The organism is Paenarthrobacter sp. YIM B13468 (assembly GCF_042788025.1).
In the GTDB taxonomy this organism is placed as follows: domain Bacteria; phylum Actinomycetota; class Actinomycetes; order Actinomycetales; family Micrococcaceae; genus Arthrobacter; species Arthrobacter aromaticivorans.
Map to the genome: position 1 here is coordinate 132,686 of NZ_JBHZPI010000007.1, position 23,669 is coordinate 156,354.

Genomic DNA, 23,669 nt, shown 5'->3' on the forward strand with positions numbered 1-23,669 from the left:
GCAAACATGAACGTGGTCGTTTATGGTTTGTTAAACGGTTAACGAGGGTGTTTTGAATCACACTCTTCAAGCAAACATTGATGGCCCTTGCCCCAGCACTGAGGAGACAGCATGAACTCGACGACGCAACAAGCTCCGGCTTTGCCGGAAGCGCACCGCGTCCCGGAGCCATTGCCCGGTAAATCCGGCAGGGCGAGGCGCAAGGGCAACAGGGCACCGCAGCAAAGCTTCCGCTCAAGGCTGAGGCGCGATAAGCAGATGCTCCTGATGATGCTCCCGGGTGTTGCTTTCCTGCTGCTCTTCTTCTACATCCCGATCCTGGGCAACGTCATCGCGTTCCAGGACTACCAGCCCTACCTCGGCATCGGGGATAGCCTCTTTGTTGGCTGGCAGAACTTCGTGGACCTGTTCGGCAACCCCGACTTCATCCATGCGTTCTGGAACACGCTCTACCTTGCGGCGTGGCAGCTGGTTTTCCTTTTCCCGGTGCCGCTAGTGCTTGCACTGATTGTGGACTCACTGATCAGCACGCGGGTCCGCAGGATTTTCCAGAGCATCGCCTATCTGCCGCACTTCCTGTCCTGGGTCCTGGTGATCGCATTCTTCCAGCAGATGTTGGGCGGTGCGGGCTTCGTGAACAACCTGCTCCGCGATATGGGCATGGATCCGATTCCGTTCATGACCAATCCGGAAACCTTCCCCGTCATGGTGGTCATCCAGATGATCTGGAAGGACGCCGGCTGGGCCATGATCATTTTCCTCGCCGCCCTGGCAAGCATCGATGCCTCCTTGTATGAAGCAGCGGCTGCTGACGGCGCGGGACGTTGGCGCCGGATGTGGCACATCACCCTGCCTGGGCTAAGGCCCGTGATCGTACTCCTCCTGATCCTGCGCATTGGCGACATCCTCTCCGTCGGTTTTGAGCAGTTCATCCTCCAACGCGACGCCGTGGGCGCAGGGGCAGCGGAAGTGCTGGACACCTTTACCTACTACACGGGTGTGGTTGGTGGCGGCTGGAGTTCAGGTGCCGCAGCGGGCCTGGCGAAGGGTGTGGTCAGTGCCCTGCTGATCTACGGCGCCAACAAACTCGCCCACCGCTTCGGCGAAGACGGAATTTTTGCTAAGCAAGCACGCTGAGCCCCCGCGGCTGCTGCACAAGGAGAACCCCATGGCAACAACACTTTTCACGAGGAAACCGCGGGAATTGAGCTACAACCCCAAACGACCCGTATGGAAGGAACGCCCTTCACCTCTGTACCAAACGCTAAAGGCTGTGGTCCTCGTCCTTTTCAGCCTGTCCATCCTGACGCCGATCCTCCTGGTGGTGTCCACGTCCCTGGCGGACACTGAACAACTCGTGCAGGCCGGTGGATTCGTGCTCTGGCCTGAGCGGCCCACCTTGGAGGCTTACGCCACGATCTTCAAGGGGCCCATGGTCCTGCAGTCCCTCGGTGTGAGCATGCTCATCACTGGTGTGGGCACCATCCTTGCGCTGTTCGTCACCATCACCATGGCGTACGCCACCAGCCGGTCAGTCCTCTTCGGCCGCCCTGTGGTACTCGCGGTGTTGTTCACACTCTTGTTCGCCCCGGGCCTCATCCCGTCCTTCCTCATGATTCGACAGCTCGGGCTGCTGGATTCCCTGTGGTCGCTGATCCTCCCGGGCATATTCGGCGCCTTCAACTTTGTGGTGATGCGCTCGTTCTTCATGAACATCCCGGGCGAACTGATCGAAAGCGCCCGCATCGATGGCGCCAACGACTGGCAGATCCTGTGGCGGATCGTCATGCCACTGTCCAAAGCGGTCATCGCCGTCGTCGGTTTGTTCTATGCCGTTGGTTTCTGGAACTCGTTCTTCAACGCACTGCTCTACATCAATGACCACAGCAAATGGCCCATCCAGTTGCTGCTCCGCAACTTCGTGGTCCAGGGCAGCGGGGCGGCAGACCAGCTCGGAATTACCACCACTCCGCCCCCGCAATCCATCCAGATGGCTGTAGTTGTGGTGGCGCTGGTTCCCATCCTGATGGTTTATCCGTTCCTTCAAAAGCACTTTGCAAAGGGCGTCATCACCGGCGCAGTGAAGGGTTAGCCGCTGCCACGGCATAGCGGCAACAAGCACAGCATCAATTACCAGTAAATAACCAGAAAGGGTTATGCCATGACGAGCACTACCTCAGGACAGGCTGGATTCAGCCGTCGCGGCTTCCTTGGCCTCGCGGGCCTGGCCGTCACCGCCGTCGGCCTGTCTGCTTGCGGGGGTGGCGGAGCTTCGAACAGCGGAGGCGCAGCTGCCTCCGCTTCGGTCAAGCTGCCCACCTACAAGGAATTCACAGGCGTCACTCCGGATCTTGCCGGTAACGCCAAAGGCCTGCAGGCCGGCTACTTCAAGCTGCCCACCGCTGTGCAGTCAGTGAAGACACCGCCGCTTAAGGGCAAGGTGACCGGTCTGACCGAAACCTTCGACACCATGAGTCCGGGGCTGAAGGACAACCCCTTCTGGCAACGCCTCAACACCAAGCTCGGCGGCGACCTCGAACTGCAGATCGCCGAGGACATCGGAGACGGCTATCCGGCCAAGTTCGCCACTGTCCTGGCCAGCAATGACCTGCCGGACATGATGTGGGTGCCGCCGAACCAGGGAATTCCCAATGTCGGCCCCATGCTCGAGGCGAAGTTCCAGGACCTGACGCCCTACCTCTCCGGTGACGCAGTGCTTGAGTACCCCAACCTCGCCGCGCTGAAGCCCGATTCCTGGAAGACCGCCGTCGTAAACGGCAAGATCTGGGGTGCGCCCATCCCGAGCACCCCGTTCGGCCAGGTGTACCTGGGCAACCATGATGTATGGGCCCAAGTAGGCGGTTTCGAGGCCGCGAGCGCGGACGAGTTCCTGGACAAGGCCAAGGAATTGACGCGTCCGGGCGATCAGAAGTATGCCCTTGAGCCCGCCTATATTAATGCTCTGCACATGGTCACCGAGTGGTTTGGCGCTCCGAACAGTTGGGCCGTCAATAAGGACCGTACCCTGACGCATTTATACGAAACGGACGAGTACATGGCCGGCGTTGAATTCACGGCCAAGATGTTTGCAGCGGGCGTTTTCTATCCGGACTCCAAGGCCACGGACATTCGTTCCCGCGTTGCCAATGGCAGCGTTGCGGCGCAGGTTGTGGTGGGTCCCCATGACCTCCGCAGCTACCGGGCACTGAACAAGACCGCCAAGTTCGACATCCTCATTCCGTTCAGCGCGGACGGCAAGGTCAAGCCAACGTACGACATGGGCTATGGAACGGTGGGTTTCACACCGTTCAAGAAGGCTGGGGAAGGCAAGGTCCTCGAACTTCTGGCCCTCCTCAACTACCTGTCTGCACCGTTCGGCACCGTGGAGTACATGCAGAAGAACTTCGGCGAGCTCGGCCAGGACTACACCTTGGATGGCTCGGGCAACCCGGTGCGTACGGAAACTGGAACCACCAATGCGCCTGGTTTGGTTTCGGCGTTGAACATCATGTCCAGCCCGGAAAACGTCATCTTCAATCCAGGATTCGACGACGACACCCGCTATGTCAGCCAACAGGAAGAAAAATTGCTGGAGCTCGCATGGCGCAACCCCACGAATGGTTCCTACTCGGATACGAACGCCAAGGTGGGGGCGAAGATCACCAAACAGCTGCGCGACAAGGTGGTGGACATCATCACCGGACGGGCCAAGATCGATGAACTCAAGGACGCGGTCAAACGCTGGAAGAGCGAAGGTGGCGACAAGATGCGCGACGAATACCAGGCCGCGTTGGATCCCGCCGCTCCGGTGTTCAGGAGCTAGCCTCAAAAATAAGACGAAATCAGATATCAGACGGCATCACAAGCAGGGGGAAATCATGGCAAAAGCGAGTAACACTGGAGTCCGGCCCACCATCCGTATGGTGGCCGAACTCGCGGGTGTTTCCACGGCCACGGTTTCCTATGTGTTGTCCGGTCGCCGGGGCGATGCGGGACCGGGAGTTTCGGACCCGACGGCGGAGAAGGTCAAGGCTGTTGCGGAGCGGCTTGGCTACCGCCCCAACCAGGCAGCCCGGGCTATCCGGACAGGGCGGACGAACACCGTCATCCTGTCTTTAACGATGCTGTCCGATCCTTGGTCGTTGTCCGTCATCGAGGCGGTGCAAAAGGCGGCTGCTCCCTTGGGAATTACGCCGATGATCCTCGGCGACGCCGACTGGGTGAAGGTCCTTGGCACTCATAGCGCCGATGCCGTCTTCGTGGATGCAGTCCGCGCCGGGCAACGCGATGCCTTGCGGAAGCTCGCGGAGCACGGGACCACGCTGGTGGTTTTCGACGAAGGGCTGGAACCCGAGGGCTTTGACGTCATCAGGTCAATTGCGGGACCGGGTTGCCGCATGGCCGTGGAGCACCTCCTCCACGGCCATCGGAGGATCGCTTGCCTCACTCCGGCCACGGCTGCCGGTGCCTCTGGCGGCACCCGCTACCGGGCCTACTCAGAGGCCTTGATGGAAGCCGGCATTCCGGAAAACGAAGACTATGTGGGCCTCTTCGATGGCACGTCTGCCGGTGCATATGCTGCCACAACACGGCTGCTCAGCCTGCCGGAACGGCCTACTGCCATCTACGCCACCACTGATTTCGCCGCCGTCGCAGCCATCAATGCGGCTCAACGGATCGGGCTCGCCGTTGGTGTGGACGTGGACATCATCGGTGTGGGCAACACGGTGGAGGGGGAGCGGATGTCGCCGTCGCTCAGCACGGTGGGCCCCGTGGATTTCTTCGGCAAGCTTGCCCGGCTTCTTTTGCAGCGGGCCACGTCGCCCACTACGCCTGACGCCAAGAGCGAGCCTGCGGTCCTGGACTTCCCGTGGCACCTGTTCGTGCGTGAATCGGCACCCCACCGCAGCTCCGCAACCAGACTTTATTAAACGAACCAGCAGAAGGAAATTGCACCTCATGGAAAAGGATTTGAAGGTCGGCATCGTGGGTTTCGGTCTGCGCTCCGGGTTGTGGAGGCACGCCCATAAGCCGGGCCAGGGCTCTGAAGTCACAATCGTCTGTGACGTGAGCGAGAGGGGACGGGCGGACGCCGCGGCGAGCATTCCGTCAGCCCGCATAACGGACGATCTTGAGGAATTGCTCGCCAGCGGCCTTGACGCAGTCCTGGTGTTAACCCCCGATAACCAGCATGCCGCCGTCGCAGTCCGTACGCTCAAGGCTGGTATTGCGACCTTCTGCGAAAAGCCGCTGGATATCACCGTGGAGGCAGCGGACCTGATCCTGAAGACGGCGTACGAGACTGGAACGCGCTTGTATGTTGGGCACAACATGCGGCACATGCCGGTTGTAGTACAGATGCGCCAAATCATTCAGGAGGGCAGGATCGGTGAGGTCAAGGCCATCTGGTGCCGGCACTTTGTTGGCGATGGTGGGGACTACTACTTCAAGGACTGGCATGCCCAGCGCGCCAATGTCACCTCGTTGCTCCTCCAAAAGGGTGCTCACGACATCGATGTGATCCACTGGCTTGCCGGCGCGTACACCAAGCGGGTTGCCGCCGTCGGCGATCTTGCCGTCTACGGTAACGTCACCAACCGCGGCAATAACGCCGGCAAGCGCATGGGCGAATGGTTCTCGGTGGACAACTGGCCCCCCACGGAGCAGAAAGACCTGGCCGAGGTGATCGACGTCGAGGACATTTCCATGATGAACATGGTCTTGGACAACGGCGTGCTGGCCTCCTACCAGCAGTGCCACTTCACACCCGATTACTGGCGCAACTACACGATCATCGGCACCAAGGGCAGAATCGAGAACTTCGGCGACGGCCCCGGGAACACCATCAACGTCTGGACCAGCCGGACTTCCGGCTACGCGGCACCGGACGAGGTGCATACCATCCAGGACGGTGACGGAGGCCATGGGGGCGCAGACCCGCGCCTGATCGAGGAATTCCTGCGCTTCGCCGCCCAGGGTGGCCCGACGCAAACCAGCCCGGTGGCTGCACGGCAGGCAGTGGTGGCCGGTATCCTCGCCGCCGAATCGCTGCGCGGCGACGGGTGCGCGCGGGAAGTCCCTGCCCTGCCCGCCGGGCTCGTGGCATACTTCGACGCCGGTCAACCCGCCCTGATCCGGGATTAGGCCCTGCTGGATAGCTCGATAAGCTCGGTCATGACGGTTTGAAGTGACTCGCAAACCGTCATGACCGATTTCCGTTTCAACGTTTCCGGGCGGGCGAGGATGTCGATCTTGCGCACCGAGTTCACTCCGGAAAGGGGCCGCAGCACAACGCCCGCGTCCAGGACGCGCCGTGCCGTGAACCTTGGCAGGAGTCCGATCGCGCCGCCCGCCGCCACTAGCGCGGCAACAGTTGAGTAGTCGTTGATCCGGTGCAGCACTTCGGCGGGCCGTCCACTCACGGCAACGACGGCGGCGAGCACATCCGCGGGGGAGTAGCCGTCGCGGCTGGTCACCCAGGTTTCGCCCACGACGTCGGACGGCTTCAGTTCGCGCCGGGATGCCAGTGGGTGGTCCGCGGGCAGGGCGACGTCCAGGGGTTCGTCCGCCAGCGGGACCACAGCCACTTTGTCCTCGGGCCACGGCGGGCTGTTATCCATCCTGTGTGCCAGGACGAGGTCGTAGCGGGCAACCAAGCCCGGGAAATCTTCCTGGGCCACATCCTCATCCGAGAGTCGAAGCCTTGGCGACTTTCCGCCGTCGGACGCCAGCAGCGCTGCCAACGGCGCGAACAGCGCTTGCCCCGCACTGTGGAAGGCGCTGACGCTCACAGGCGCATCGGGAGCGTCGTGAAAGGCACCGATCGCTGCGCGCGCATCCGCCATGGCGTTCACGACGGCGGCGCCGGCTTCGGCGAGCACCTTTCCGGCGTCGGTCAGCACCAGGGCGCGGCCTTCCTTGCGCGTCAGCGGGACGTCCACCGATTTCTGCAGGAGCGCGAGCTGTTGCGAAACGGCCGATGGGGTGACCATAAGAGTCTCGGCCACAGCTTTGACACTCCCGAGGTCACCGAGTTCACGGAGCATCTGCAACTGGTGGATTTCCATTAGCAAATCCTAAATCGTTGATTGAGAAGAATCTAGTTGTGCTAAATCGTTAGCGGCGCTGTAATGGAGTCAGCAGCAGCGAAGCAGCCCCAGCAGTGAGGAATCCCATGAAGGCTCTCTACAAATCCGGACCCCACGCAGGGTTCGAACTCGTTGACCGTCCCGAGCCCGAGGCGGGACCCAGCGACGTCAAGATCCGTGTCATGACCACGGGCATCTGCGGTACCGACCTCCACATCCAGAGCTGGGATGCCTGGGCCCAAAGCATCATCGAAACGCCACTCATTGCGGGCCACGAGTTCTACGGTGAAGTGGTGGAAGTCGGCGAGGATGTCCGCGACGTCAAAGTGGGAGACCGGGTCTCCGGCGAAGGCCACGTGGTCTGCGGAATCTGCCGCAACTGCCGTGCAGGACGCCGCCAGATGTGCATCCACACCGTATCCGTTGGGGTGCAGCGCGATGGCGCGTTCGCTGAATATGTGGTTATTCCGGAGACCAACGTCTGGGTCCACCATGACGAATCCGTGACGCCGGAACTCGGTGCCATCTTCGATCCCTTCGGCAACGCCGTCCATACAGCCCTGAGCTTCCCCTTGGTGGGCGAAGACGTCCTCATCACCGGCGCAGGACCCATCGGGCTGATGGCCATTGCCGTCGCCCGCCACGCCGGCGCCCGCAAGATCGCCATCACTGACGTATCTGCTCCTCGGCTGGAACTGGCCCGTCAAATGGGCGTTGACCTCGCCGTCGACGTTTCCAAAATGCGCGTCCGCGACGCACAGCGGGAGCTGGGTATGCGTGAAGGATTCGATATCGGCCTGGAAATGTCCGGACACCCCACGGCGTTGCCTGAGATGATCGACAACATGAATCACGGCGGGCGGATCGCCATGCTGGGACTTCCCAGCCAGTCCATCGATATCGACTGGGGCAAGGTGGTCACCCACATGCTCACGCTCAAGGGCATTTATGGCCGCGAAATGTTCGAGACGTGGTACGCGATGAGCGCCATGCTTTCTTCCAACCCCGTGTTGCACCGGAACATCTCCGCAGTGGTCACAGACAAGCTGTCTGCGGCCGATTGGGAGAAGGGCTTCGAGATCGCCCGCGCCGGAACCGGCGGCAAAGTAGTCCTCGACTGGACCGAACTTTAACCCCCGCTGCCGCCACCGAACCATTCCCGAAGTATTCAGGAGCACACCATGTACTCAGCAATCAAAGACCAACTCCAAGGCGAACTCGACGAGATCCGCAGCGCAGGCCTCTTCAAGACCGAACGCCACATCGATTCCCCTCAGGCCAGCCACATCGCCGCAGGCCAGCTCGGCCAGCCAGCCAACAACGTGCTGAACTTCTGCGCCAACAACTACCTTGGCCTTGCTGACCACCCGGACATCATTGCCGCAGCCAAGTCCGCGATGGACGAGCGCGGCTTTGGCATGGCTTCGGTGCGCTTCATTTGCGGCACCCAGGATCTTCACCTGGAACTCGAAGCGCGTGTCTCGGGGTTTTTGGGCACTGAGGACACGATTCTGTTTTCCAGCTGCTTCGACGCCAACGGCGGCGTGTTCGAGTCCCTCTTCGGCCCTGAAGACGCCATCATCTCGGACTCCCTCAACCACGCATCCATCATCGACGGCATCCGCCTGAGCAAGGCCAAGCGCTTCCGCTATGCCAACCAGGACATGGCTGACCTTGAGGCCAAGCTGGTTGAGGCCGAGGGATCCCGCCGCAAGATCATCGTCACGGACGGTGTGTTCTCCATGGACGGATACCTCGCGCCGCTGGAAGCCATCTGCGATCTCGCCGAGAAACACGACGCCCTGGTGATGGTGGACGATTCGCACGCCGTCGGCTTCATGGGACCCACCGGTGCCGGTACTCCTGAGCACGCCGGAGTTTCTGACCGCGTGGACATCTACACGGGCACGTTCGGCAAGGCCCTGGGTGGCGCCTCCGGCGGCTACGTTTCAGGCCGCGGCGAAATCGTCGCGATGCTGCGCCAGAAGGCCCGCCCCTACCTCTTCTCCAACTCCCTGGCGCCTGCCATCGTGGCCGCTACCATCAAGGCGATCGAGCTCGTCCAGGAATCCGGCGAGCTCCGCACCCGCCTCTTCGAGAACGCAGCCCTGTTCCGCCGCCGCATGAGCGAGGAAGGCTTCGAGCTCCTTGAGGGTGAGCACGCCATCATTCCCGTGATGTTCGGTGACGCCGTCATAGCCGCAAAGGTTGCTGACGAGATGCTCGGCCACGGCGTGTTTGTCACCGCCTTCAGCTACCCCGTGGTGCCGAAGGGAGCAGCCCGCATCCGCGTCCAGCTTTCAGCCGCGCACAGCAGCGACGACGTCGAAGCTTGCGTTCAGGCGTTCGTGAAGAGTCGCGCAGCGGTCGTCTAACCGTCCCCGATCTTCTCTCACATCCTGCGGCTTTTCACCGGACGTTCTCTCACTTTCTTGACGCAAGGGAGAGAAGATCGGGCCGTTGGGGGGGTGGATGTGAGAGAAGATCGGGCCGTTGGGGGTTGGATGTGAGAGAGCATCGATCTGTGCACCCCTCGTGCCTTCTGACAGGATGGAGCCATGGCTTCGAATTATGACGTGGTAATCGTTGGCGGCGGCATTGCGGGGCTTTCCCTGGCGTCCGCGCTCGCAGGGAAGTGCACGGTGGCACTGGTAGAGGCCGAGCAATCGTTGGCCTTCCACACCTCCTCGCGCTCAGCCCGCCAGTTGATTCCGAGTTACGGGCCGCCCGTGGTGCAGGAACTCACCGTCCGGACCTTGGAAATGATGAGGGCGCGCGACGCTGAACTTCCTGAGCCGGTCCTTACACCGCGCGGCTTCATGCTGGTTGGCGATGAGGAAACAGTCCGGGCAGAGGCCAGCGGCAACATGCAGACAATCACCCACGCAGAAGCCATGCAGCTCTGCCCGGTCCTGAAGCCGGAGTCGTTCACGGCGGCAGGGTTGGATAATGGCTCGTTTGGTTGCAACGCACCTGCCTTGTTGGAAGATCACCGGATCAGGGCCGAGGCCGCAGGAGCCGACATCATCACCGGTGCGCGTGTCCACTCCGCCCAGCGCCTCGGAAGCGGCTGGCAGGTGGGTGCCGGAACGGAAGGTTTCCAGTCCGCCGTCGTGGTTAACGCCGCGGGCGCGTGGGCGGACGAGCTGGCCGTCATCAGCGGCGTGGAGAAGCTCGGACTGCAGCCGTATCGCCGGACTGCGGCGATTGTGAACGTCGAGCACTCGCTGACGCGGCAAACGCCCATGGTGGCTGCGGCCGACCACTCGTTCTACTTCCGCGCCGAGGGCGACCAAGTGCTCATCTCTCCGTCGGAAACAGTGCCCAGCGGGGCAGAAGACGCCAAACCGTATGCCGGCGATGTGGACAAACTCATCAGCAGGCTCAACTCCCTGACATCCTTGGGCATCCGTTCAGTGGACCGGGCGTGGACGGGGTTGCGCACAGAAGCTGCGGACGGAATCCCGGTGGTTGGTTTCGACGCCGAAGCGAAGGGCTTCTTCTGGCTGGCCGGACAGGGCGGCTACGGATTCCAGACGTCCTCGGCCATTGCCGAACTTGCCGCAGACCTCATCCTGGGGAATGTAGAGGCAGACAGTCCGGAATCCCGGACAGCTGAGCAGCTTGCAGCCGTTCGTTGGTCCATCCGGCGCTGAACAATAGGGACATGAGCGGAATCACCAGTCCAGGACAAAACAGCACTCTCATCACCAACATCGGCGAGCTGATGACCCAGGACCTGGAGCATCGTGTCCTCAAGGACGCCGCGATCGTGTTCGAAGGCGAGCGCATTGCCTGGATCGGGTCTAGCAACGACGCTCCCGTGGCCGATACAAAGATCGACGCCGAGGGCCGCGCCGTCCTTCCTGGCTGGGTCGACTCGCACTCCCACCTCGTTTTCGCCGGAGACCGCACAGCCGAGTTTGAGGCCCGGATGGCCGGGCAGAGCTACAGCGCTGGCGGGATTGCCGTCACCACTGGTGCCACGCGAAGGGTGAGTGACGATGAACTGACGAGGCTGGTGAGGGATCGCGTCACTGAAGCCGTCTCGCAGGGAACTACCTACCTTGAGAGCAAAACCGGCTACGGCTTGGACGTGGAGAACGAGGCCCGCAGTGCACGCATCGCCGCTGCCCTGGTGGACGAGGTCACCTACCTCGGCGCGCACCTAGTGCCGGCCGGGTCCGATCCGGAGGAGTACACGGACCTGGTCTGCGGTGAAATGCTCGACGCCGTTCTGCCTCACGTGCGCTGGGCGGACGTGTTCTGCGAGCGCGGTGCCTTCACGGAAGAGCAGTCGCGCCGGGTCTTGACGGCTGCCCGGGATGCCGGGCTGGGACTGCGCGTGCATGGCAACCAGCTGGGCGAGGGGCCAGGCGTTGCGTTGGCCGTGGAGTTCGCGGCCGCCAGCGTGGACCACGTGAACTATCTGTCGGAGAAGGACATTGACGCGCTCGCGGGAACCTGGGCGGGCTGGGACCCGGCTACGGGCAGTGGCGTCCGTGGAACCGTGGCAACCTGCCTGCCTGCCTGTGACTTGTCCACTCGACAGCCGCTCGCGCCGGGCCGGGAGCTGATCGATGCCGGCGTCCAGATCGCCCTGGCCGCCAACTGCAACCCCGGTACGTCGTACACGAGTTCCATCGCATTCTGCGTGACCACGGCGGTCCTGCAGATGCACCTCAGCGTCCACGAGGCGGTTCGGGCGGCGACGTACGGCGGTGCTCTGGCGTTGGGTCGGGAGTCCGGGAACGACGGCGACGGCGAACGCGCGGTGGGTTCGCTCGCCGTCGGTCATCGCGCGGACCTTCACATGCTGAAGGCGCCCTCGGCCACGCACTTGGCGTACCGGCCTGGGATTCCTCTGACGCATTCGGTGTGGCGGGCGGGCGTGCGCGCCGTCTAGAGACAGGTTGAAAATAGCTGACAGACTGGGGGACATGGCAAGGGGAATTCTTCGCACACGCTCAGGAGGGCTGGGCCGGGCCAGGACCGCGGTGGGTTTTGTTTTAGCGGTCTTCATCCCTGTGCTGACCACGACGGTGATGTCGTTTGCCCCGGATCTGAACTTTGCTACCCATGTCCTGGTGCATTTGACCGGGGTGATGGCGGTGGCGTTCATCGGTGGTCTCTGGCCTGCTGTGTTGGCCGCGATTCTGGACTCTTTGCTGCTGAATTATTTCGAGACCGAACCCGTTGGGACTTTCAGAATCAATGACCCACAGATTTTGTTTGCCGTGCTCGTGTTCCTGGGGGCGGGGATTGCTGTGTCCTTGGTCGTAGGCCTCTCGGCCAAGCGGGCCCAGGAGGCTAGTTATGCCCGTGCCGAGGCTGCGACACTCTTGGACCTGGCCAGGAACGCCCTGGTGCAGGACGACACCATTGCGGCATTTCTGGATAAGGTCCGTGAGACCTTCCAGGTCCGCACGGTGGGATTATTTACCAGAACTTCCCGCACAGGCGACGACTGGGAGCTCCAGGTCCAGTCAGGTGAATCGCCGCCACAGCCTCCGGGCTCGGCTGAATCAGGCGACGGTGCGTACGAGATGGCAGATACCCGGACGGCTCTTGTGGTTTCCGGCAGGACCCTCACGGCCGGCGAGCGGCGGCTGCTGGCGGCCCACGCGACCCACCTGCTTTTACTCCGGCAACGTCATGCACTCCAGCTCAAGCTGAAGGCGACCGCGAAACTGGCTGAGGGCAACAGCATCCGGACGTCCATTCTGAATGCCGTCAGCCATGACTTACGGACACCGTTGGCCGGAATCAAGCTGGCTGTGACCGCCTTGCAGCGCCAGAAACGGCGGCTTCCCGAAGATATACGGGACGAGATGCTCCATACCATCGACTCCTACGCGGACCGCCTTGACTCCTTGGTGGGCAATCTGTTGGACATGTCACGGATCTCCAGCGGGTCCACCGCCCCGCTCACATCCTCGGTGACATGGCGCGATGCCATCGAAGACGCGCTGCGGGGACTGCCGGAAGGAGCCATCCGCATCGATCTGGCTCCTGATATGCCAGCCATTGATGCCGACCTGGGCATGCTGGAACGCGTCATTGCCAATATCGTCGAGAATGCGCTGAAATACGCGGCGGGCTCGGATATCGCCATCGTGGGACCGGCCAATGGAGCAGGGGTGGCCACGATTGAAGGGCGCCGCTGCGGAGAACTGAGGATCGTAGACCACGGCCAAGGTGTGGCCGCCGCGGACGTGATTGCCATGTTTGAGCCGTTCCAGAGGCTGGACGACGCGCCGGCTGGCCTGGGCATAGGACTGGGACTGGCCGTTGCGAAGGGCTTTACCGAAGCGATGGGCGGCCAGCTAAGTGCTGAACCGACACCGGGAGGGGGATTGACGGTTGTCATCCGACTGCCTCTTTCCACCGGCGACGGGAACCCGCATCACGCACCCGGCAGTGAAGAACGAAGTGAGCCATGAGGACCGTACTCGTCGTAGACGACGAACCACAACTGCTGCGTGCTTTACAGGTAAATCTGCGCGCTGAGGGATACACGGTGCTCACGGCACTGGACGGCACCACGGCTCTGCAGCATGCCTCGGGCAGCCATCCGGACCTTATCGTTTTGGATCTTGGACTGCCGGATATTAACGGCGTTGACGTCATCACCGCGATCCGTCGTTCCAGCAGCACGCCGATCATTGTCTTGTCCGCCAGGCAAGGGTCCGTGGACAAAGTCCGTGCCTTGGACGCCGGGGCGGATGACTACGTTACGAAACCTTTTGGCCTGGATGAACTACTGGCGCGGTTGCGCGTCGCCGAACGCCGTCTGGGCTCGTCCGACGTCGGCGAACAAGTCGTGGTTGTCGACGTCGGGGACTTCGCAGTGGACCTCGAAAAGAAGAAAGTGACACGCGACGGCTCTCCAGTGCGGCTCACCCCGCGCGAATGGGCCATCCTGCAACTGCTGGTCTGTAACCCGGGGCGACTCATTACCCAGCAGCAGATGCTGGCCAGGATCTGGGGTCCTGGTTACGACGGAGAAACGCATTACCTCCGCGTCTACATGGGACAGTTGCGTCGCAAACTTGAAGCCGACCCTGCCCGTCCCAAGCATCTGCTCACAGAAGCCGGAATGGGGTACCGGTTCGAGCCATAACCGGCCGCGTCGCGCATGTCCTTAGGGGACAGTCGGAGTGTACGGACGCGGCGTAAATGATTCGTAAATAGAAACGCCTTTCCCGGTTTGATGCGTTCCGTGGGTGTTAGCTTCGGCTGTGACCGCGGTGCGTTGTTCCGCGCGGAAAGGAAACAATGACCACGTTGAGCAGGCCCCCGGCCGACCCATCGGCCCCCAAGCCGGCCGGCAAAGCAGCGCTGAAAAACTGGCTGCTGTTCGGGCTACAGGACAGCAAAGGCACCCACCAGGGTCCCGGCGGGATAACCGCCGCCAACGAGAAGAAGCATCCATGGTGGCAGGTCATGTGCCTAACCGGCGTCGACTACTTCTCCACCTTGGGTTACCAGCCGGCCATCGCCGCTCTGGCCGCCGGTGTGATCTCGCCATTGGCGACCCTGGTCCTCATCGCCGTCACGCTGTTCGGTGCCCTGCCGGTCTACCGTCGCGTGGCCCGGGAAAGCCATCGCGGCGAAGGCTCCATCGCGATGCTTGAACGGCTCCTGCCACGCTGGGGCGGCAAGCTCTTCGTCCTCATCCTGCTTGGATTCGCCGCAACGGATTTCATGATCACCATGACCCTCTCCGCCGCGGACGCAAGCGCGCACCTGATTCAGAACCCGGTGGCCCCGGGTTGGTTGCAGGGCCAGAACATCCTCGTCACACTCTTCCTTTTGGCGCTGCTGGCTGCCGTCTTCCTCCGCGGCTTCAAGGAAGCCATCGGAGTGGCCGTCGTCCTCGTCGTTCTTTACCTAGGCCTGAACGCCGTGGTCGTAGTGGTGACCCTTACCCAGGTGTTCATGCACCCGGTGGCCATGGGCGGCTGGTGGAACGCGCTCTGGACCTCGCACGGGGACCCGATCATGGTGGTGGGAATCGCCCTGCTCGTGTTTCCCAAACTTGCCCTCGGTCTGTCAGGGTTCGAAACAGGTGTCGCCGTCATGCCCCAGGTCCGTGGAGACGAGGCCGATACGGTGGAAAACCCGGAGGGCCGCATCCGCGGAACCCGCAGAATGCTCACTACCGCAGCTGTCATCATGAGTGGATTCCTCATCACCACCAGTTTCATCACCGTCGTGCTGATCCCGGAGCAGGAATTTCAACCCGGTGGACAGGCGAACGGCCGCGCCCTGGCGTTCCTCGCCCACGAGTACATCGGCGTGGGGTTCGGCAGTATCTACGACATCAGTACCATCGCCATTCTGTGGTTCGCCGGGGCGTCCGCCATGGCAGGACTGCTCAACCTCGTCCCGCGATACCTGCCCCGCTACGGGATGGCCCCCGGCTGGGCCAAGGCTGTCCGCCCCCTTGTGCTCGTCTTCACCCTCGTCGGTTTCCTCATCACCTTCCTCTTTGAAGCCGACGTCGACGCCCAGGGCGGTGCCTACGCCACCGGCGTTCTTGTGCTCATGACCTCGGCAGCCGTTGCCGTCACGCTCTCTGCACGCCGGCGCAGGCAGCGAAAACGTACCATGGGCTTTGGCATCATCTCCTTGGTGTTCACATACACCACGATCGCCAATATCTTCGAACGGCCCGAGGGCATCAGGATTGCAGCAGTCTTCATTCTGGGCATCATCGTGATTTCCCTCCTCTCCCGCATCCGCCGCTCCTTCGAACTCCACGCCACACGCGTCCATCTGGACCGCCAAGCCCTGGAGTTCATGTCCGACACCCTCGAAGGCCCCATCGCGATCATTGCCCACGAACCGCTCCGGCTCACCGCCGCAGCGTACCGGGACAAGCTCACCTCAGCGATCGAGGTCAGCCATCTGCCGCTGGAACAGCAAGCCATCTTCCTCGAAGTGATAGTCGACGATTCATCGGACTTCGAAACGGAACTACAAGTACACGGTGTGACGCGGCACGGTTACCGGATCCTGGAGGTCCACGGACCCGTGGTACCCAACACGATCGCGTCCGTCCTGCTCCACATCCGGGACGTCACCGGGCTCATGCCACATATCTACTTCCGGTGGACCGAAGGAAATCCTTTCACCAATCTCCTGCGCTTCCTGTTCCTGGGCGAGGGCGAAATCGCTCCCGTCACCAGGGAGGTGCTGCGTGAGGCAGTGCCCGATGTCACCCAACGCCCGTGGGTCCACGTCGGCTGACCAAGGAGGTGTTCGCGCATGGGCCCGCATCGAGACGATTTCGACGGCGGATTGAGGTTCGCTGCGCCGCCGGACTCAGTGGAGGGTTACGGAGGCCGCGGTGTAGACGGCGCAGCGTATCGCCCTCCGGGGGGTTACCTCTTCAGGGATAAAGCCGGCGACACCTGGTGGATCATTTTCCAGGTATCTCCCGACCCGCTTTCTCACGGACCCAAAGTTCGTGGAGATGTCCTGGGCTGCAGCGAATCCTACGACGAGCTCGTTCACGTACGGGTGCTGGCCACCGATGTACTCCGTGCGGACGCTGATGCCGCCTTCCGCAAAAAGTTGCCCTCCAGCTACGAAGAGGCTGCAAACGTTGCCGCGGGCATTCCCCGTGTTGGCGTGTAGTTCCGTTCCTGGCATGAACCTGGGCCAGCGTAAAGGAACCGTTAAGGATTCCCGATTTTCCTGTTTCCACATTTTCTCCGGTGCTACGCTCCCGGAGATCACGTGAGCAAACAGAGAGACGAGGCAGTGACAACTTCGGCCCGGAAGGACATTCCGGACAGCATCCCAAACCCTGAACACCTGCTGGGCCGCGGCCACGCACGCACGTTCTGGAAGCACCGTGACCCACAGACGCGCCGTGAGAACGTCCTCAGTCGCGCCCTCTTGCATCCAGTCCGCTCAGTACCCATCGCTTTCCTGGCGGTCATCCTCCTCGGCGCAGGCCTGCTGATGCTGCCCATCTCCCACAATGGCAGTGATCCAGAGACGTTCATGACGGCCCTGTTCACCGCCGTGTCCGCGACGTGTGTCACGGGCCTGATTACCGTCGACACGGCAACCTACTGGACACCCTTCGGGCAGGTCGTGATTCTGGCGCTCATCCAGGTTGGCGGATTCGGCATCATGACCCTTGCGACCCTGCTTGCCCTGCTCGTGCGTAAAAGCATCGGCCTGCGCGGGCAGCTTGTTGTGCAGTCGGAAACGCACACCCTCAACCTCGGGGATGTCCGCTCCGTGCTGTTTCGGGTTGCCAGGATCATGGTCGTTTTTGAAGCGGTAACGGCAGCAATCCTGGCTGTCAGGTTCTGGCTCGCCTACGACCCAAACCCAGCCGTTGCCCTGTGGCATGGAGTCTTCCATGCAGTGTCCGCCTTCAATAATGCCGGGTTCGCGCTCTACAGCGACAACCTCATCAGTTTCCGCGAGGACCCTTACATCCTGGTACCGATCTGCCTGGCCATCATTGCCGGTGGCCTCGGATTCCCCGTACTCATCCATTTGCTCAACGGCGGGGGACTGCGGGTCCGGAACTGGACGGTACATTTGCGGCTCACAGTGTTCGGGACGGTCTTCCTGCTCATAGCCGGCTTCGTGTTGTTCGCCGCGTTCGAATGGAACCGGGCCGAAACCCTGGGGCCGCTGTCCGTCTCCGGAAAGATCGTCGGGTCCCTCGCTGGAAGCGTGTTCCCGCGCACCGCGGGATTCAACAGCATCGACTACGGGGTGGCTGCACCGGAGACGCTGATGGTCAGCGACATTCTGATGTTCATCGGAGGGGGAAGCGCTGGAACTGCAGGGGGAATCAAGATCACCACTTTCCTCCTCCTGGCATTCGCCATCTGGAATGAAGTCCGCGGCCGGGACGATGTGACCATAGCCCACCGATCCATTAGCCCTGCCTCGGTACGGCAGGCCCTTTCGGTAGCCCTGCTCGGCATAGGCGCAGTCATTACTGGAACCATGCTGCTGCTCGTGTTCACCGACTACAGCCTCGAGAAGGTCCTGTTCGAATCCATCTCGGCTTTCGGCACAGTCGGGATGAGCACAGGAATCACGTACAACCTCCCTCCATCGGCTGAGTGGGTACTCATGGTTCTGATGTTTACCGGCCGCATCGGGAGCGTCACGGTAGCTTCGGCACTGGCCCTATCCTCCCGCCCCCGCCTGTTCAACCTGCCCGAAGAACGGCCCATCATCGGCTAAAGGGAACAAGTGCCCAATTGCCCGTTCCACTCCTGTAGATGATCCTTGTGAGATCGAAACTGATCGTTTAGTGTTTCTATAGATCATAAAACGTCATTGACTGAGCAGGAGCGAAACACACGATGAGCGAGAACACACTGGGCGCCTTCATGGAAGAAGAGCTGGTATCACAGCCCGAAGTCTGGCAGCGGGCCATCGAGCAGGCCGCTGCTGAGCAGATGCTTCCCGCCGACGGCCAGCGGATCGCCGTCATCGGCTGTGGCACCTCCTGGTTCATGGCCCAGAGCTATGCTGCCGCCCGTGAATCGGCGGGCAAAGGCGTGACGGATGCCTTTGCGGCGTCGGAGGCTTTCCTGAACAGCAACAGCCCGGAGCGCCAGTACGACGCCGTTGTGGCTATTACGCGGTCCGGCACCACCACTGAGGTGCTGGAGATTCTGGCCGGGTTGAAGGGCATCGTCCCCACTGTTGCCATCATTGGCGATACGGCGTCTCCAATCGTTCACCTGGCGGACGCCGTGATCGGCCTCCCGTACGCAGATGAGCGATCCGTGGTGCAGACCCGCTTCGCAACCTCGGCACTGGTTTACTTGCTCGCCAGCCTTGGGATTGACCTGAAGCAAGCGGTCGAAGACGCAAGGGATGCAGTCTCAGGTCCCGTGGCCCAGGAACTCCTGGATGCTGAGCAATTCACCTTCCTCGGTACCGGATGGACTGTTGGCCTGGCCCACGAGGCAGGACTGAAGATGCGCGAAGCCGTGCAGGGCTGGACCGAGTCCTATCCTGCAATGGAATACCGCCATGGTCCCATCTCCATCGCGGCGCCAGGACGCGTAACCTGGTTGTTTGGCGCACAGCCCGAGGGCCTTGACAAGGACATGGCGGCCACGGGTGCCCTTTACCTCCACACGGACAAGCACCCGCTGGCTGAACTGGCCCGCGTCCACAAAGTGACCCTGGAACGTGCGCGCGTCCGCGGCCTCAACCCGGACCTGCCCCGGAACCTGACGCGCTCCGTCATCCTTGACCCCTCCGCCTAGGCGCCCGCCATGGTTCTCGGGCACGCAGAATCAGCAGTCCTGGCCTTCGACGTTGGCGGTACCGATGTGAAGGCCGGACTCGTGGATCCATCCGGAAACGTCCTTGGCATGCGTCGCGTCCCCACGCCCCTGGATTCATTGAATCCAGGGGGAGCCGTGCTGGACAGGCTCGCAGGGCTTGCTGATGAGCTCGCATCCGAGTTCCCGGACATCCCGGCCAAAGCAGCGGGGGTCATCGTCCCCGGCATCGTGGATTCCGTGGGAGGAATCGGGATCTACTCCGCAAATCTCGGGTGGCGTAACTTCCCGTTCACTGCTGAAGCCGAAAAGAGGCTGGGGCTTCCCGTGGCGTTCGATCACGATGTCCGCTCCGCCGCTGCCGTGGAACACGCTTTTGGCGGATCCAAGGAGTTCAACGACGTCGTGGTCATGGTGGTGGGCACTGGAATTGCCGCCGCAGTCTTCTCCGGTGGCGTGCCCGTCACGGCCGGTGGTTTCGCCGGCGAGCTCGGCCACGCCCAGGTACCGGACCCCGACGCCGGACCTGCAGCAACAGGGGCCACCATCCTAGAGGCCGTGGGTTCGGCAGGCGCCATCGCCAAGCGATACAGCAGGAAGTCGGCGAATACCGTAGACGGTGCCCGGGACGTCCTGCTCCGCTCCCAAAAGGGAGATGCCGTGGCCGCCCGTGTTTGGGCAGACGCCGTGGACGCCCTGGCCTTCACCATCTGCCAGTGCGTAAACATCATCGGCACTGAAGCGGTAGTGATTGGGGGAGGCCTGGCCGAAGCAGGCGAGGACCTCCTCGAACCGCTCCGGGCGCGGGTGGACCAGATCCTGGACTTCCAACGACGCCCACGCCTCATCCAAGCCCAGCTTGGCCAGGACGCCGGGCTCCTTGGCGCAGCGTTGAACGCACGCGCACTCCTGGATGGTGCGCGATGACCGGCTCCGCCGCAACCCGCATCGTCACCGTCACCCCGAACCCAGCCATCGACATGACCTATACCGTCCACGGAATCACCGAGGGCGCCAGCCACAGGGTTCCCACACCCATCAGCCGCGCCGGAGGCAAAGGGCTCAACGTCGCCAGAGTGGTTCACCAAGTAGGCCATCCCGTGCTGGCCATTGCTCCTACCGGAGGAGCCGCGGGACAGACCCTGGCTGCTGAACTTTGGACGAGCGGGGTGCCCCACACGCTGGTGTCCGTCGCCGCCGAAACACGCCGCAGTATCGCGCTCGTAGACACCCTCGCCGGCGAGACCTCCATCTTCAACGAGGAAGGCCAGGCGCTCCTGCCGGACGATTGGCGCTCGCTGACCGCCGCCGTCGTTAAAGCCATACGCGGCGACGACGGAGAAGCTCCCGCCGCTGTGCTGGTGGGGTCCGGCAGCCTCCCGCCGGATGCGCCCGCCGATTTCTACCCGTCCCTGGTGAAGCTGGCACACGACGCCGGCATCCCGGCCATTATTGACACCTCAGGACCCGGAATCATCGCCGCTGCCCAGGCCGGGGCCGATGTCCTGAAACCCAATCACCACGAGCTCGCGGAAGCCACGGGGGAGTCCAGCGTGGAAGCAGCTGCGCTCTCGCTGATTGCCATGGGCGCCCGCACGGTCCTCGTCAGCGCCGGTGCGGACGGAATGCTCGCCTTCGACCACGCAGCACCCGGCGGGTACTGGAGCGCTAGCCTCCCTGGGCCGCTGAGCGGCAACCCCACAGGGGCGGGCGACGCCGGTGTGGCGGCTGCCGCCGTCGCCCTCGCCCAAGGCATTACCGAACCCCGCGAGATTCTTCGCCGGGCCACCGCCTGGTCCGCCGCGGCAGTGCTCATGCCTGCAGCGGGCGAAATTTCGCCGAGGTACCAGGAACTTGAAGCACAACTGATCGTGACATGGAAGGAGACCCGGTGACCCTTGTCAGCACGCGGGAATTGATGGACAGGGCCGCGGCCAACGGTACGGGCCAAGGTGCGTTCAACGTCATCCATGTGGAAACAGCGGAGGGGCTGGTGGCGGGTGCCGAGACGGCGGGAGTTCCACTGATCCTGCAGATTTCGGAGAACTGCGCCAAGTACCACGGTGGACTCGAACCGATCGCGGTGGCGGCTTTGGCGATCGCCCGCGACGCATCAGTGCCCGTTGCGGTTCACCTGGACCATGCTGAATCCGAGGACCTCGCCATCGCGGCCGTGGACCTGGGCTTTGGCTCCGTGATGTTCGACGGCGCGCACTTGCCCTATGACTTGAACGTGGAAGCCACGCAACGGGTAGCCCGCTACGCCCATGAGCGAGGCGTTTACGTGGAGGCTGAACTCGGCAAAGTTGGAGGCAAGGACGGCGCCCATGCACCCGGTGTCCGGACCGACCCTGCGGAGGCGCAGGCGTTTGTTGAAGCAACGGGTGTAGATGCGCTCGCGGTGGCCGTTGGTTCCTCCCATGCCATGACCGAACGCAGCGCCGCACTGGACCTGCACCTGATCACGCGGCTGAAGTCTGCGGTCGGAAAACCGCTGGTCCTGCACGGCTCTTCCGGCGTCACAGACGAGATGCTCGTAGCTGCGATCGGCGCAGGTATGACTAAGATCAACGTATCCACACATTTGAACGGGTTCTTCACCCGCGCCGTCCGTGAGTACCTCGATGCCAACCCTGCAGTGGTGGATTCCCGGAAGTACATCAAGGCCGGCCGGGACGCACTGGTGCAGGAATCCGCACGTTTGCTCACGCTGTTCGCCAAAGCGAAATAGCCAGACCCCGCGAAAGGCTCGTCATGACCCGCACCGATCGGCTGACCGCCATCCTTGACCTCCTGGCCGAATCCGGCCATGTGGAAGTCGAGGACATCGTGACGCGGCTTGGCGTGTCACCGGCCACGGCACGCCGGGACTTGGACAGCCTTGCGAAACAACGACTGCTCAGCCGTACCCGCGGTGGCGCCACCACCGGATCCGTAGCCTATGATCTCCCGGGCCGCTATAACCGTGATGACCACGCCGTGGCCAAGCAGGAGATCGCCCAGGCGGCATCGGCCCTGATCCGCCCCGGCGCGGTGATCGGCTTGAGCGGGGGAACCACCAACACGGCGCTGGCGCAGCTGTTGTCCACCCGCGAGGACCTCAACGCGCCGTCCAACAGGCCCACCCTCACGGTGGTGACCAACGCGATCAACATTGCCTCGCAGCTCGCCGTTCGTCCGAACATCAAGATCATGGTTACCGGGGGCATCCTGAATCCGCGCTCCTATGAGCTCGTGGGGCCCTACACCGACGTCATCATGCAGAAGGTTGCCCTGGATATTGCGTTCATCGGGGTCAACGGCGTTGACCCGGACCTCGGCCCCACCATCACCGATGAAGGCGAAGCCATGGTGAACACCGTCATGGCGCGCCGGGCCACCGAGTCCTACGTGGTGGCGGACTCTTCCAAGGTGGGCCGCCGCTCCTTTGCGGCCATGTCCGGGTACGACTTCCGGCACCTCATCACGGACGCCGGGATCAGCGCCGAGGACAAGGCCGCATTTGAAGCCAAGGGCACGGAAGTCATCGTCGCACCTGCCACCTAAGCGATCCTGCAACTACGTGACAAGTGCTAGAAACGCATTCTCGGCGCGTGAAGCACTGAATCGTCAACATCCCTTGGCACCCACTGGCTGAACGGTTTGTCCAGACTGTACTGGCCGTCGTCGGTCCTTATCAGCGTTCGGAGTTCGGCGTTGTCAGGGTTGTTCAGCGATTCGAAATACTCAACAGTCCAGTGGAACCAGCGCATGCAGAACAGCCTCATGGTCAGTCCATGAGTGACCAACAGGGTGTTTGGGGCATACGTCGGCTTTTCCCAATGGCGGTAAAGGGTCTCCATGAACGAGGACACGCGGTCGTAGACATCCGAGCCTGACTCGCCCTCGCGGAACCTGTAGAAGAAGTGGCCGTAAAGGTTGCGCAGTTCCTTCTGGTCCTCGATCTCCCCGGCAATCTGAAAGTTGGCCCAGTCCTGCTCACGGAGCCTGGGTTCTTCGATCACGCGCTCGATCAGCGGTCCCAGGTCCAACGCTTCAAGAGTCTGGTACGCCCGCAAATAGGGGGAGACATAAACGCAGACCTGCTCGCCGTCGAGCTTCCGCCGAAGGGCTTCGCCCGCTATCCGGGCCTGTTCAATTCCGGGTTCGGTCAGCGGAATGCGGTAGTCCGGCACACGGTTGTAGATTGACGTGTCGGCATTCGCGGCTGACTGGCCGTGCCGGATCATGAAGATTCTCCCTGGGGCACTCATCCCACCAAGCATAGGGGGCTGCCTAAGGGTGGAACGGGAAC

At 62.4% G+C, this 23,669-nt stretch carries 21 protein-coding genes; 19 read left to right on the forward strand and 2 right to left on the reverse strand.

Translation table 11 applies throughout. The features are described from left to right. Positions 1–111: 111 nt before the first annotated feature. The 5 genes from ACFX4T_RS08960 to ACFX4T_RS08980 all read left to right on the forward strand — a co-directional run bounded on the left by ACFX4T_RS08960 (position 112) and on the right by ACFX4T_RS08980 (position 6,144). Positions 112–1,137: a sugar ABC transporter permease gene (locus ACFX4T_RS08960; RefSeq protein WP_223948477.1), complete on the forward strand. Its 1,026-nt coding sequence runs from the start codon at positions 112–114 to the stop codon at positions 1,135–1,137. A gap of 31 nt (positions 1,138–1,168) precedes the next feature. Next, a complete protein-coding gene (locus ACFX4T_RS08965; protein ID WP_377651515.1) occupies positions 1,169–2,092 on the forward strand; it encodes a carbohydrate ABC transporter permease in 924 nt (307 codons plus the stop codon). 69 nt (positions 2,093–2,161) lie between these two features. After that, a complete protein-coding gene (locus ACFX4T_RS08970; protein ID WP_377651516.1) occupies positions 2,162–3,823 on the forward strand; it encodes a sugar ABC transporter substrate-binding protein in 1,662 nt (553 codons plus the stop codon). A gap of 55 nt (positions 3,824–3,878) precedes the next feature. Beyond that, positions 3,879–4,931, forward strand: a complete 1,053-nt coding sequence (locus ACFX4T_RS08975; RefSeq protein ID WP_377651517.1) for a LacI family DNA-binding transcriptional regulator — start codon at positions 3,879–3,881, stop codon at positions 4,929–4,931. A gap of 28 nt (positions 4,932–4,959) precedes the next feature. Further along, entirely contained in the window at positions 4,960–6,144 is a 1,185-nt protein-coding gene (locus ACFX4T_RS08980) for a Gfo/Idh/MocA family protein (protein WP_377651518.1), read from the forward strand. Here ACFX4T_RS08980 and ACFX4T_RS08985 read toward each other — a convergent pair. Then, positions 6,141–7,067 carry a LysR family transcriptional regulator gene (locus ACFX4T_RS08985; RefSeq protein ID WP_223948482.1) on the reverse strand — a complete coding sequence of 309 codons (927 nt, stop codon included), beginning with the start codon at positions 7,065–7,067 and terminating at the stop codon, positions 6,141–6,143. The two genes, ACFX4T_RS08980 and ACFX4T_RS08985, sit on opposite strands and share 4 nt — an antisense overlap. 107 nt (positions 7,068–7,174) lie before the next feature. On the opposite strand from ACFX4T_RS08985, the gene tdh reads away from it, so the two are divergent. The 14 genes from tdh (at position 7,175) to ACFX4T_RS09055 (ending at position 22,921) form a co-directional block, all read left to right on the forward strand. Then, the gene (gene tdh, locus ACFX4T_RS08990) at positions 7,175–8,221 is read left to right on the forward strand and encodes an L-threonine 3-dehydrogenase (protein ID WP_216925379.1); all 1,047 of its coding nucleotides are present in this window, start codon (positions 7,175–7,177) and stop codon (positions 8,219–8,221) included. A gap of 48 nt (positions 8,222–8,269) precedes the next feature. Further along, entirely contained in the window at positions 8,270–9,463 is a 1,194-nt protein-coding gene (locus ACFX4T_RS08995) for a glycine C-acetyltransferase (RefSeq protein WP_377651519.1), read from the forward strand. A gap of 183 nt (positions 9,464–9,646) precedes the next feature. Further along, positions 9,647–10,744: an NAD(P)/FAD-dependent oxidoreductase gene (locus ACFX4T_RS09000; RefSeq protein ID WP_377651520.1), complete on the forward strand. Its 1,098-nt coding sequence runs from the start codon at positions 9,647–9,649 to the stop codon at positions 10,742–10,744. 11 nt (positions 10,745–10,755) lie between these two features. Next, entirely contained in the window at positions 10,756–11,994 is a 1,239-nt protein-coding gene (gene hutI / locus ACFX4T_RS09005) for an imidazolonepropionase (protein WP_377651522.1), read from the forward strand. Between the two features lie 34 nt (positions 11,995–12,028). Beyond that, positions 12,029–13,531 carry a DUF4118 domain-containing protein gene (locus ACFX4T_RS09010; protein ID WP_377651523.1) on the forward strand — a complete coding sequence of 501 codons (1,503 nt, stop codon included), beginning with the start codon at positions 12,029–12,031 and terminating at the stop codon, positions 13,529–13,531. Then, the gene (locus ACFX4T_RS09015) at positions 13,528–14,211 is read left to right on the forward strand and encodes a response regulator (RefSeq protein ID WP_223948487.1); all 684 of its coding nucleotides are present in this window, start codon (positions 13,528–13,530) and stop codon (positions 14,209–14,211) included. The genes ACFX4T_RS09010 and ACFX4T_RS09015 overlap by 4 nt, the downstream gene beginning before the upstream one ends. A 155-nt stretch (positions 14,212–14,366) precedes the next feature. Continuing rightward, complete coding sequence (locus ACFX4T_RS09020; RefSeq protein ID WP_216925373.1) at positions 14,367–16,343, forward strand: amino acid transporter; 1,977 nt, start codon at positions 14,367–14,369, stop codon at positions 16,341–16,343. 18 nt (positions 16,344–16,361) lie between these two features. Then, positions 16,362–16,733, forward strand: coding sequence for a hypothetical protein (locus ACFX4T_RS09025; protein WP_223948488.1), 372 nt, complete (start codon positions 16,362–16,364; stop codon positions 16,731–16,733). Between the two features lie 264 nt (positions 16,734–16,997). Next, entirely contained in the window at positions 16,998–18,317 is a 1,320-nt protein-coding gene (locus ACFX4T_RS09030; protein ID WP_377651561.1) for a TrkH family potassium uptake protein, read from the forward strand. A gap of 122 nt (positions 18,318–18,439) precedes the next feature. After that, positions 18,440–19,357, forward strand: coding sequence for an SIS domain-containing protein (locus ACFX4T_RS09035; protein WP_377651525.1), 918 nt, complete (start codon positions 18,440–18,442; stop codon positions 19,355–19,357). Between the two features lie 9 nt (positions 19,358–19,366). Further along, positions 19,367–20,302 (forward strand): ROK family protein, encoded by a 936-nt coding sequence (locus tag ACFX4T_RS09040; protein WP_377651526.1) that lies wholly within the window; start codon positions 19,367–19,369, stop codon positions 20,300–20,302. Beyond that, positions 20,299–21,270, forward strand: a complete 972-nt coding sequence (locus tag ACFX4T_RS09045) for a 1-phosphofructokinase family hexose kinase (protein ID WP_377651527.1) — start codon at positions 20,299–20,301, stop codon at positions 21,268–21,270. The genes ACFX4T_RS09040 and ACFX4T_RS09045 overlap by 4 nt, the downstream gene beginning before the upstream one ends. Further along, on the forward strand, positions 21,252–22,106 hold the full coding sequence (locus tag ACFX4T_RS09050) for a class II fructose-bisphosphate aldolase (protein ID WP_223948493.1): 855 nt from the start codon (positions 21,252–21,254) through the stop codon (positions 22,104–22,106). Before ACFX4T_RS09045 ends, ACFX4T_RS09050 begins: the two co-directional genes overlap by 19 nt. Positions 22,107–22,129: 23 nt before the next feature. After that, positions 22,130–22,921, forward strand: a complete 792-nt coding sequence (locus ACFX4T_RS09055) for a DeoR/GlpR family DNA-binding transcription regulator (protein ID WP_216925367.1) — start codon at positions 22,130–22,132, stop codon at positions 22,919–22,921. A 26-nt stretch (positions 22,922–22,947) separates the two neighbouring features. Here the strand turns inward: ACFX4T_RS09055 and ACFX4T_RS09060 are convergent, their stop codons facing one another. Beyond that, entirely contained in the window at positions 22,948–23,604 is a 657-nt protein-coding gene (locus ACFX4T_RS09060; RefSeq protein ID WP_216925366.1) for a histidine phosphatase family protein, read from the reverse strand. Between the last annotated feature and the right edge of the window lie 65 nt (positions 23,605–23,669).

What these genes read in the sequence shown, in the direction of transcription:
- ACFX4T_RS08960 (WP_223948477.1), top strand. Translation starts at nt 112, where the DNA reads ATGAACTCGACGACGCAACAAGCTCCGGCTTTGCCGGAAGCGCACCGC.
- ACFX4T_RS08965 (WP_377651515.1), top strand. Translation starts at nt 1,169, where the DNA reads ATGGCAACAACACTTTTCACGAGGAAACCGCGGGAATTGAGCTACAAC.
- ACFX4T_RS08970 (WP_377651516.1), top strand. Translation starts at nt 2,162, where the DNA reads ATGACGAGCACTACCTCAGGACAGGCTGGATTCAGCCGTCGCGGCTTC.
- ACFX4T_RS08975 (WP_377651517.1), top strand. Translation starts at nt 3,879, where the DNA reads ATGGCAAAAGCGAGTAACACTGGAGTCCGGCCCACCATCCGTATGGTG.
- ACFX4T_RS08980 (WP_377651518.1), top strand. Translation starts at nt 4,960, where the DNA reads ATGGAAAAGGATTTGAAGGTCGGCATCGTGGGTTTCGGTCTGCGCTCC.
- ACFX4T_RS08985 (WP_223948482.1), bottom strand. Translation starts at nt 7,067, where the DNA reads ATGGAAATCCACCAGTTGCAGATGCTCCGTGAACTCGGTGACCTCGGG.
- tdh (WP_216925379.1), top strand. Translation starts at nt 7,175, where the DNA reads ATGAAGGCTCTCTACAAATCCGGACCCCACGCAGGGTTCGAACTCGTT.
- ACFX4T_RS08995 (WP_377651519.1), top strand. Translation starts at nt 8,270, where the DNA reads ATGTACTCAGCAATCAAAGACCAACTCCAAGGCGAACTCGACGAGATC.
- ACFX4T_RS09000 (WP_377651520.1), top strand. Translation starts at nt 9,647, where the DNA reads ATGGCTTCGAATTATGACGTGGTAATCGTTGGCGGCGGCATTGCGGGG.
- hutI (WP_377651522.1), top strand. Translation starts at nt 10,756, where the DNA reads ATGAGCGGAATCACCAGTCCAGGACAAAACAGCACTCTCATCACCAAC.
- ACFX4T_RS09010 (WP_377651523.1), top strand. Translation starts at nt 12,029, where the DNA reads ATGGCAAGGGGAATTCTTCGCACACGCTCAGGAGGGCTGGGCCGGGCC.
- ACFX4T_RS09015 (WP_223948487.1), top strand. Translation starts at nt 13,528, where the DNA reads ATGAGGACCGTACTCGTCGTAGACGACGAACCACAACTGCTGCGTGCT.
- ACFX4T_RS09020 (WP_216925373.1), top strand. Translation starts at nt 14,367, where the DNA reads ATGACCACGTTGAGCAGGCCCCCGGCCGACCCATCGGCCCCCAAGCCG.
- ACFX4T_RS09025 (WP_223948488.1), top strand. Translation starts at nt 16,362, where the DNA reads ATGGGCCCGCATCGAGACGATTTCGACGGCGGATTGAGGTTCGCTGCG.
- ACFX4T_RS09035 (WP_377651525.1), top strand. Translation starts at nt 18,440, where the DNA reads ATGAGCGAGAACACACTGGGCGCCTTCATGGAAGAAGAGCTGGTATCA.
- ACFX4T_RS09040 (WP_377651526.1), top strand. Translation starts at nt 19,367, where the DNA reads ATGGTTCTCGGGCACGCAGAATCAGCAGTCCTGGCCTTCGACGTTGGC.
- ACFX4T_RS09045 (WP_377651527.1), top strand. Translation starts at nt 20,299, where the DNA reads ATGACCGGCTCCGCCGCAACCCGCATCGTCACCGTCACCCCGAACCCA.
- ACFX4T_RS09050 (WP_223948493.1), top strand. Translation starts at nt 21,252, where the DNA reads ATGGAAGGAGACCCGGTGACCCTTGTCAGCACGCGGGAATTGATGGAC.
- ACFX4T_RS09055 (WP_216925367.1), top strand. Translation starts at nt 22,130, where the DNA reads ATGACCCGCACCGATCGGCTGACCGCCATCCTTGACCTCCTGGCCGAA.
- ACFX4T_RS09060 (WP_216925366.1), bottom strand. Translation starts at nt 23,604, where the DNA reads ATGATCCGGCACGGCCAGTCAGCCGCGAATGCCGACACGTCAATCTAC.